Origin of the sequence: Endozoicomonas sp. (assembly GCF_051008435.1) — a bacterium.
Classification (GTDB): Bacteria; Pseudomonadota; Gammaproteobacteria; order Pseudomonadales; family Endozoicomonadaceae; genus Endozoicomonas_A.
The window spans coordinates 1-9,644 of the sequence record NZ_JBPCXO010000409.1 but is presented as its reverse complement, the minus strand read 5'-3'; the positions used below and the strand labels follow the sequence as shown (position 1 = coordinate 9,644).

Genomic DNA, 9,644 nt, shown 5'->3' with positions numbered 1-9,644 from the left:
CCAGAAAGAACGGCCCAATTATTCGATGAATTCGATTAAATAGGTCAACTATTCTCACGAATCCATCGAATAATTCGACTCGTTCTACTGAAATTTATGCTCGAAAGCATAAGTCCGACAGGCTCCTAACTCGTGAGGGTTAACTTTATTGAGAGCCCGAAGGTAGGAATCTAAATCCGGTCGTGAGCAGTAGTGTGCTGCAACTTCTTCCATAAATGCTTGAGCTTCAGCTCTGGACCCGGGAGGTTGTTGATACAGCTTTACGGCCAGCTCGACAGGAACCGCTAAATAGACATCTTTATTATTAATAAACACTCTAAAGCAGAAAGGAGGTAACTCCGGAAGGCCCGCTATTTCACAAGATTCATCCAGTTTCTGTTTGGACTCATAGAGTGCTGCTTCGGAACATTCAGAGTCAGCGTATTTTTTTACGCAGGGAGCATCGTGTCCATAAATGGGTTGCATCAAAGCTTTGTGCATTGTGGGAATATATCTAAAGTCCCCTGCCCTGTAAGTTGTTAAAGACAGTCCTGAGCAGTCTCTGGGTCCGTGTTCAAAACTGTGGGCATGGAGGTTTTGCAGCAAAGGTTCCAGATCAGAAGGTGAAGTGAAACGGCCATTGGCTATCGCATCCACCAGAAAGACCCAGCTGTTAACCAGACTTTGACCTTTGCCTTTTTTCTTCGCTGTGATAACTCTCCCATTGATTGAGTGCTTTTTGGTCAAAAACGATGGGTAACAGCTGTTCAGGGGACAGGCTTTTCAGATATTTCAAACCTTCGAGGCCAGGCTTTATGAGATGGGAGGCTCTACTCAAGTCTCTGGAGCTGGCTGCTGTGGAGGTGTCGGGTTCTGGAATTTCCTTTTTGTGTTCTACAGAGCTATTGCCGGACTCTGTTTCAGAAGGCGTTGTCTGAGATGAATAAGGATCTCTGCCTGTTGGTTTAGATGACGCTGATTCCATGTCTTTCCAGTCTCGTCTGAAAGGAGTTCCTGCTTTTACTATAGGTGGGGGTAATCAGTGAACGCACTGAATTGTTTTTTTCATCCAATTGAGAAAAAATGAGGTATAACCTTCTACCTACAACCAGAGGAGAATACATTTAATGGATGTTCTGAAATACGAAATGCCGCTGTTATCCGGCGATGTTCAGTCGCTTGCAGACTACAAAGGTAAAGTTGTGCTGATAGTGAATACTGCCAGCCAGTGTGGTTTTACACCGCAATTCAAGGGATTGGAAGAGCTCTATAAAAAGTATGAAGAGCAAGGGTTGGTGGTTCTTGGTTTTCCCTGCAACCAGTTTGGCAAGCAGGAGCCCGGTGACAGTGGTGAGATCGGTGCATTTTGTGAAAAAAACTACGGAGTCACTTTTCCTGTCTTTGAAAAAGTAGAAGTGAATGGAGACAGTGCTGCTCCCCTCTACAAGGATCTCAAGAAGGCTGCCCCCGGTTTAATGGGGACTAAAAATATTAAATGGAACTTTACCAAGTTTCTTCTGAATCGTCAGGGTGAAGTGGTCGAGCGATATGCTCCCACAACGAAACCAGAGGAATTGGAAGCCTCCATAAAAGATATCCTGGCTCAGAGCTGAGAAAATATTACGGAAGGTCCAGCAGTACTTCCGGCGAACTAACGATCTGACGAAGTTTGCCGACTTTGCCGTTATGGACAGAGGTTAATAGACGGGAGGTTCCCCATGTCAGATTTGGATTTAACCCAGGAAACGCCAGAGTATGCCGGTTTTCTGGATCGGTTTTGGGCAACATTGATTGATACCCTGATTCTGATGGCTATCACATTGCCTCTCACAATGATTATTTATGGCAATCAGCTAACGATTGAAGGCTCAAGGCAACTTCTGGGGCCAGGTGATATCATCATAAACTGGCTCTTCCCAGCCCTGGCGGTGATATTGTTCTGGCACTATAAAAGCGCTACACCAGGCAAAATGCTCATTACGATGAAGGTCGTTGATGAAAAAACCGGGCTTGCCCCGAAATTATCTCAGTCAGTCATACGCTACCTGGCTTATTTTGTTTCTATTCTGCCGTTATTTCTGGGCTTTTTCTGGATCGTAGTGGATAAGAAAAAGCAAGGCTGGCACGATAAAATTGCGGGGACTGTCGTAGTAAGGCTAAGAAAGTAGATCAATCCCGGCAAGATAGTTCGAATAGATGATGCTCCTATCGATTGACTTGCATAGCTTGGCAGGACGTTGACCTGCCCAGCCAGGAAGTACCAAGTTAATTGAATAGGAAGTCCTCAATGTTTGCCAGACTGTGTTGCATTGTCGTCAGTCTTTTTTATCTGTCCCAGTCATCGGCCATCACCCTGAAGGAACAGTTTAATCTGGAGCGTCAAGCCTACCGTGTTGCCAGCTCGTTCTTTTATATCTCTTTCGATGAAGGCAGCAGTGATGCCTACCAGGAGTTGGAGAAAGAACTTCTGAGTATGGACAGTGATCTGAATGCGATTAAAACGCCCAATGTTGAGCAGCTGAAAGATATCAAGACATCCTGGGAGTCGATGAAAAGTTTTTCCCGCAAAAATGAGATGAAAGATGATGGTTATACCTCTCACTATGCAACAGCAGACTTGAACACCTCCAGAGCAGACCTGATTGAATTGATCAGCAGTGAAAGCTATGACGAACCTTTGCCTTCTGATGTAAAAGCACTGAGGCTGGCTGCAGATATGCAAAGACTGGCCATGTTGTATGCGGAAGGCTCTGTCAGCATGATTGGTTTTCCTTATGATGAGCTGGACGTAGACGCGAAAAAATTTGGCGATGAGTTGAGGGCTTTGGAGAAGGCATTAAACGGTAAAAATCCTGAAGCCAGAAAAAAGGTCAAGGAAGCCGTCAGAGCCTGGGCTTACATCGAAAATGCCCTGATTCAATATTACGAAATCAATGTCCCTGAGTTGGTTAAAAGGATGAACGATGTCATTGTAGGTCGTCTGATGGATGTCAGTGAGCTAACACCCTCCTGACTTTCACAGCAGCGCTCCGTCAATAAATTGAACGATAGTTCCTGACTGCAGGTTACCGAGGGGTTGTAGTCAGGAGTTGTGGTATCTAAGACTAACTGGTCGTTGTCTTCTGCCAGTCTCTTCTTTAGAATCCGCGCCCATGTTTAACCCTTAAAAGATACTTGTCATCCATGATGATCCTGATATGGAAAGACCTCTTTTTGTGGGCTTAGAGCTTTGTATATGGGTTTTTGTATCAGGTAATCCAGACCAGCTCCTATAACTAAAATCATTCTGTCGCCACACTCACCTGTCTGATCATCATGAGTTGAGTATGCCATTTGGCATTCGTTACTTGATGAAAGGGCCAAAGCAGTTGCCCGCTATCACGAGGTACTGCCCATCCGTCCTCTACACTCTTTTAAGGGTATTCTGGATAGAGCGTCAGATTTCACAGATTGAGAGACAGGCTCCCCTTGGTCGTAAGACTGCCTGTCTGAATCGGAGGCAATGTTGTTCGAACTTAGAGCAAACAAGGTAGCTACCATGAAAAATGACCTGCTATCAGGTCTGACGGTAGCGCTTGCATTGGTGCCAGAAGCGGTAGCCTTTGCATTCGTCGCAGGTGTTGATCCATTAGTGGGTCTGTATGCTGCATTTATGGTAGGTCTTATTACAGCCGCAATTGGTGGTCGTCCAGGTATGATTTCCGGTGCTACCGGTGCCTTGGCCGTTGTTATGGTCAGCCTGGTAGCTGATCATGGCGTGCAGTATCTTTTTGCCACCGTCGTGTTGATGGGGATTATTCAGGTTTTGGCTGGAGTGCTTAAGCTGGGTAAGTTTATTCGCATGGTGCCTCATCCTGTCATGCTGGGTTTCGTTAATGGTCTGGCCATTGTTATTTTCCTGGCTCAGTTGGGTCAGTTTGGCGTTGAAGGCGGTACAGGCTGGCTTTCCGGTACCTTTATGGAAGGCAGTGTAGTTGATGTGGCCTGGATGTCGGGTGGCGAACTTGGCTTGATGCTGGGTCTGGTGGCTTTGACCATGGCTATTATTCATTTCCTGCCGAAACTGACGACTGCAATCCCTTCGTCCCTGGCTGCGATTCTGGTGGTTTCCCTGTTGGTGATTGGCCTGAATCTGGATACTAAAACAGTGGGTGATGTAGCAGGTATTGCCGGTGGTTTGCCTGAGTTCAGTATTCCTATGGTTCCACTGAATATGGAAACCTTCCTGATCATTCTGCCCTACTCTCTGATTCTTGCGGCTATTGGCTTGATTGAATCTTTGCTGACCCTGCGAATGGTGGACGAGATCACTGAAACTCACGGCAGTTCAAACCGTGAATGTATGGGTCAGGGTGCTGCCAATATAGTAACGGGCTTCTTCGGTGGTATGGGTGGTTGTGCCATGATCGGTCAGAGCATGATCAACGTGAATTCCGGTGGTCGTGGTCGTTTGTCAGGCATTTCTGCAGCGCTGTTCCTGCTGGCATTTATTCTGGCGGCTTCATCCTTGATCGAAAGCATTCCGGTTGCGGCTCTGATAGGCGTGATGTTTATTGTAGTGATTGGCACCTTCGAATGGAGTAGCTTCCGGATCATGCGCAAGGTACCAAAAGGTGATGCTTTTGTTCTGGTTCTGGTTTCAGTAGTCACTGTGCTTACCGATCTGGCAGTAGCAGTTATTATCGGTGTGATTGTTTCTGCTCTGATTTTTGCCTGGGAACACGCCAAGTATATCCGGATCGAAAAGAAAGAAGATCAGAATGGTTCCAGTGTTTATAAAGTACATGGTCCACTGTTCTTTGGTTCAACCACACACTTCCTTGAGCAGTTCTCTCCCAAGACAGACAATAATGATGTTGTCATTGATTTTGCAGATTCTCGAGTGTGTGATCACTCCGGGTTGGAAGCTATTGATACTCTGGCAGAACGCTACTCTAACGCAGGCAAGGCCCTGCACTTGCTACACCTGAGCAAAGATTGCCGTAAGTTGCTGAAAAAAGCAGACAATATGGTAGAAGTGAATGTGATAGAAGATCCCAAATATTTTGTAGCAACTAATGCCTAACCGTTAGAGTGGTTACTTGGTGATCCAGAGAAGCCCGGCTATTTTGCCGGGCTTTTTGATTTCAGGGGAGGACTTAAAAGGTAACCGTAGTGAAAAGTTTCAGTATATTGTAAGATCTAAGGCGTCTGCCTTATCGTCATGGTAGTGTTAGCATAATCAGAATAATAAAAACAATAACGGGAGAAACCCTATGCCGTATGCTGTTTTCGGTGAAGGACATGCGGAAAACCGGAGGGGCCTGATAACGCACTCTCTTCCAGTCCTATTTTTATCGCTCAACGATCAGGAGGCCCGTTATGGAACCTCTTGATATTAATTTTGATAGCTCAGCACTTTATGTCATGAATGCCATGATGGCCTGTGTCATTTTTGGTGTTGCGCTCACCCTCAAAGTCGATGACTTTAAACGGGTGGTTAGACAACCAAGGGCACCCATTACCGGTCTGGTGGCCCAGTTTTTGTTGTTTCCTGCCATCACGACCCTCATCATCTGGTTGTTCTCGATTCCACCTGATTTGGGTTTGGGCATGATTTTGTTGTCATCCTGCCCTGGCGGTAGTGTTTCCAATATCCTTACTTATCTATCCCGAGGGAATGTAGCGGTTTCTGTCAGCATGACAGCGGTGTCCAGCGTGGGCGCCATAGTGATGACACCCTTCAATTTTGCGTTTTATGCCTCTTTGAACCCCTCTACCCGTGCCATTCTTCAGGACATAATGATTGATCCTGTGAGTCTGTTGGCGCTGTTTGTCCTGATACTGGGTATTCCTCTGGCATTAGGCATGTTCATTGGTACCAATTACCCCCGGTTAGCACAGAAGAGTGAAAAACCCATCAGAGTCACCTCGATGGTTATAATGCTGGGTTTTGTGATCGTTGCCTGTGCAAACAACCTGGAATCCATGCTGAAATATATAGGCATCGTTGCCGTCACCGTTATCGGATTGAATACACTGGCGTTATTACTTGGCTATGGTGCGGGAAGGTTAGCAGGCTTGCCAGAGGCAGATCGAAGAGCGGTTACGATGGAGGTTGGTATCCAGAACTCAGCTCTTGGTTTTTCTATCCTCTTTACTTTCTATCCTGAAATGACCGCTATGATTCAGGTCGTTGGGTTATGGGGAGTCTGGCATCTGGTGAGTGGAATGGCATTGACGTGGTTTTGGGCCAGGCGATCGACAGGAGATGAAGAAAGTCTTCAGCCGCTCCATTCTCTCGAAGCTGAGGGTGCCCGTGAATCTGGTTAGTGTTGAAGCATAAAGACGAATAAAAACAATGAAAAAGTATATTGCAGCAGGCGTAACCGTTTCTGTGTTAGCAGGGCTAAGCCTCTGGCCAGCAGAAAATCCGAGAATGGCCATCAGTTCGACAATAGTGATTGATCTGCCCGTTGAGCAGAGCTGGGAAAAAATGAGTGACCTGACTGTTTCACAGTACTATGTCCCTGATGTCGTAGACACCCGATTGCTCACTGAACAAAAGCAGGGCGTGGGGGCGAGTCGCAGGGTTTTCAAGAGCGAAGATCAATATGTGGATGAAACCGTAGTGGAATGGAATGAAGGGACAGGGTTTGTCATTAAACTGCACAATGAAACCTTTTTCCTGCCTTTCAAAAAAGGACGATTCCGCTATCAAATTTCTGAAACGGGCACTCAGCAGACAGAATTTACTGGCACCATGAGTTTTGAGCCTCCTATGGGGTTGTTAGGCAACTGGTTGTTCCAAAATGTCATGGCAGAGCCCATTGGAAAGACCGTCGATCAAACGGTTCTTGGTCTTAGATATTTTTATGAAACAGGCCAGTCGGTCACTGAGGAGATCAGAGCAACACTCTAGAGACTGGAAAGTGGTGCCGTTACTCTAATTGAGGAGACGCGGAATTACTTAAGATGCCAGCACCCGGGAAAAGAGTTAATCAGCAATCGACCGCTTTCGAGTTGAGGTCTTTTGTTGAAGATGGTGACCTCTCAGCAAAGCAGCCCAGAGTCAGAACCCGAACTGGCCGGGTTGTGAGCACTTATTCCAGCAAGCGTATGCTCGATGAGGCTTATCTTGGTGAGAGAATGCCTCAAAAGAGTCTGAGACAACGTGCTTCAAAGAAATTCAGACACGGATACTTAAAAGCCAAGGTTGCAGTAGCTAACACTTTAATCAAAGCGTTTACTCATCTTGATGATCAGTTGGTTCGTTTATTTCACAGTAAAAAAGCACAGGGTAGTCAGCCCAGACGCCTTTTTCCGGGTTATACCCTGTCTGAGCTTATTGAGACCCGAGATAGCTTTTTGGGGCCACTCATTGCCGAAAATACTGAAGATTTATCCGGATATGTTTTTACAAAAGGGATCCCGGAGAGTGAGCTGAAACAATACATTCGCCCCAGAATGATTGTTATCAAGGATGGTGCAACCAATAAATACGGCCATGCCCTGCTTGCTTTTGGAGATCCGACTTCCGGTGAAAGTCGTTATGTCCAGATCAGCTCGGCACATTGGTATCCGGAACATCTAAATAACTTCCAGTTCGTTGAATATCTGAAAAAGTGGGAAAATAACATAGCCTTCGAGATTGATCTCAAGTGCAAGAATGAAGAAGGAATGAGGGCGAAACTTAACGAGTTATCAAAGAAGAAGTGGTTATGGGGAGGGCCTACCCATAACTGCCTGAGCTTCAGTAGAGAAGTAGCAGAGGCTGGTGAGTGTGAGGAAGGCATATTCTCTGAGTTTGGTACTATCAGCAACCGCATTCCCATGAGTCTTGAACAAGGGTTCCACAGAGGCGTTAGTCGTGTTCTTGGCAGAGCGGCTGATAAGCACAAGCTTTGGAGCTATGAACTGGAGCGTATACAAACCAGGTTACAAGACCTTTGCTACCAGGAATTTGATGAATCTGAAGAAGTATTTCTTCAGGCATCGACACCCGAAGCACTATTGGATGAACTTTTGACAACAGCCAACAGCATCATTGATGAAGCTCTGGTGCCACTTAAGTTAAAAAAAGTGCTTAAATCAGCGTTGAAAACTCAGTCTCGCAGGATGGCAAGTGAAGAGCTCTATAAAACCAACATGGTGTATCTGGAAAATGAAAATCGTTCACTAGCTGATCTGCCTTTGGCTACTGCTTACAACATGCCTGTTAATATACGGGTAGTTGGCCCGCAATCTCACGACGGCTTTCATGATGAAAACGGGCTGTAATTAAATGGCTGCGTGCCTGAAACATAGGCAAATCAATCGTTCATTGTGTCAGGACGGCTGTTGTTCTTGTATCAGTTTCTCTGTTGAGCCTTCCATAGAATCTTTGATCAGAGAGTATATAGCTCTGAGCATCAACACTTTGCTTTGCTCTGCCAGAACCGTGTTCTCTTTTGTGGAATTAATGTGCTCGAAATAGGTATTGCCGATTCTAAACATTATTCTGGCAAGGTTGATCAGTTCGTCATGTTGCCACTGTGAGCCGTAGTGACGGAGTATGTTGGCAAAACGTTCAGAAATCTTCTCATCAAAAGAAGTATGAAGCTCTGCCAGTTGTGGCATGGCGATCATGGCTCTGTTCAATTCAAACTCCAGCTTATGGTTCGCCGGATCGGAATACTCTCTATCACCCATCAAGATCAGCAACTCGTTGAGTCCCATCTTGTGTTCACTGAAGTTTTCATACTCATTAAAGCGCTGCAAAACCTCATTGATCATGTCTTCGCAAAGCGCATAGATAACAGCCTCTTTATTAGGGTAATACTGATACAGTGAAGCAACCGGTATTCCAGCTCTCTCAGCTATGCCCACAGCGGTCAGAGATTCATACCCCCCTTCGATTAATAGAGCTGCAGTGACTTCAAGAATCGACTCGACCCTTTTTTTAGAGCGACTTTGTACCGGCAATTTACGGGGTTTTATTGCAGCATTCGACATCTATAGACTCCTCATGTCTATAACAACTAAACGACTTATAACCACATTTTTGGTCAATGCTCATCGCCATAGAGTTAGGTGTGTTACTCGAACACATATAAAAGTAGATACATATCTGGACAAATAAAGGTGGATGCAAAAAAATTACTTCCCTTTATCTTTCATGAGTTAGCTGGCAGTAAAAATTGTCTGACTCAAAATCAGTGGTCAGAGCCTGTATTTCATGGTGTTTGGTTGATTATGGGCGAGGAAAGAGAAAAACTTTTCTGTGTCAGGCCTTCTGCTGCATCGCTTGTGGGTATGCAGGTGGAGGAGAGGTTGGTTCAAAGAGGTGTGTGTTATTCAGTGCTTAGGATTAAGAATAAACACTCGTTTTGATTTGCTCTTATATAAGTAGAGGAAATTAATCTTATTAAATATTAGGTGATAGTACGAAAGTGCTTCGCTGCGTATTGAACCCCTCATGAAAATCTGTATAGTTCGCCTCCACTAACGGAGCAAGTCGCCACAGCAGCAGAACTGAATCGCCTGATAAAATGTCAGGTTGACAACATCGGCTGACACGGTAGAATGCGCCGCCGCTGAACAAGAAAAGCAAACGCTTATTAAACATAAGGGTTCGCCAGTTCAGCGAGTTGAAAAGCTTCTTTCTTCTTAACGACTTTCGTTGAAAAGAATGAACGCTTGACAAC

11 protein-coding genes are annotated in these 9,644 nt (G+C 45.5%); 8 read left to right on the top strand and 3 right to left on the bottom strand.

Translation table 11 applies throughout. From position 1 onward, the window contains the following. Positions 1 to 84: 84 nt before the first annotated feature. Entirely contained in the window at positions 85 to 726 is a 642-nt protein-coding gene (locus ACR2PX_RS20700) for a hypothetical protein (RefSeq protein WP_434001258.1), read from the bottom strand. 380 nt (positions 727 to 1,106) lie between these two features. Between ACR2PX_RS20700 and ACR2PX_RS20695 the strand changes: the two genes are divergently transcribed. The 7 genes from ACR2PX_RS20695 (at position 1,107) to ACR2PX_RS20665 (ending at position 8,238) form a co-directional block, all read left to right on the top strand. Further along, positions 1,107 to 1,592 carry a glutathione peroxidase gene (locus ACR2PX_RS20695; protein WP_434001257.1) on the top strand — a complete coding sequence of 162 codons (486 nt, stop codon included), beginning with the start codon at positions 1,107 to 1,109 and terminating at the stop codon, positions 1,590 to 1,592. Between the two features lie 105 nt (positions 1,593 to 1,697). Further along, a complete protein-coding gene (locus tag ACR2PX_RS20690; protein WP_434001256.1) occupies positions 1,698 to 2,147 on the top strand; it encodes an RDD family protein in 450 nt (149 codons plus the stop codon). Between the two features lie 119 nt (positions 2,148 to 2,266). Then, positions 2,267 to 2,992 (top strand): hypothetical protein, encoded by a 726-nt coding sequence (locus tag ACR2PX_RS20685; protein ID WP_434001255.1) that lies wholly within the window; start codon positions 2,267 to 2,269, stop codon positions 2,990 to 2,992. Between the two features lie 525 nt (positions 2,993 to 3,517). Next, a complete protein-coding gene (locus ACR2PX_RS20680; protein ID WP_434001254.1) occupies positions 3,518 to 5,044 on the top strand; it encodes a SulP family inorganic anion transporter in 1,527 nt (508 codons plus the stop codon). A 296-nt stretch (positions 5,045 to 5,340) separates the two neighbouring features. Then, complete coding sequence (locus ACR2PX_RS20675) at positions 5,341 to 6,291, top strand: bile acid:sodium symporter family protein (protein ID WP_434001253.1); 951 nt, start codon at positions 5,341 to 5,343, stop codon at positions 6,289 to 6,291. A gap of 28 nt (positions 6,292 to 6,319) precedes the next feature. Further along, on the top strand, positions 6,320 to 6,880 hold the full coding sequence (locus ACR2PX_RS20670; protein ID WP_434001252.1) for an SRPBCC family protein: 561 nt from the start codon (positions 6,320 to 6,322) through the stop codon (positions 6,878 to 6,880). A gap of 53 nt (positions 6,881 to 6,933) precedes the next feature. Then, complete coding sequence (locus ACR2PX_RS20665) at positions 6,934 to 8,238, top strand: hypothetical protein (RefSeq protein ID WP_434001251.1); 1,305 nt, start codon at positions 6,934 to 6,936, stop codon at positions 8,236 to 8,238. Between the two features lie 48 nt (positions 8,239 to 8,286). Here ACR2PX_RS20665 and ACR2PX_RS20660 read toward each other — a convergent pair whose 3' ends face one another. Next, a complete protein-coding gene (locus tag ACR2PX_RS20660; protein ID WP_434001250.1) occupies positions 8,287 to 8,952 on the bottom strand; it encodes a TetR/AcrR family transcriptional regulator in 666 nt (221 codons plus the stop codon). 129 nt (positions 8,953 to 9,081) lie between these two features. On the opposite strand from ACR2PX_RS20660, the gene ACR2PX_RS20655 reads away from it, so the two are divergent. Beyond that, positions 9,082 to 9,330: a hypothetical protein gene (locus ACR2PX_RS20655; protein ID WP_434001249.1), complete on the top strand. Its 249-nt coding sequence runs from the start codon at positions 9,082 to 9,084 to the stop codon at positions 9,328 to 9,330. A gap of 34 nt (positions 9,331 to 9,364) precedes the next feature. On the opposite strand, the gene ACR2PX_RS20650 is transcribed toward ACR2PX_RS20655, so the two are convergent. Continuing rightward, a partial coding sequence (locus ACR2PX_RS20650) for a hypothetical protein (protein WP_434001248.1) occupies positions 9,365 to 9,644 on the bottom strand: 280 nt, incomplete at its 5' end.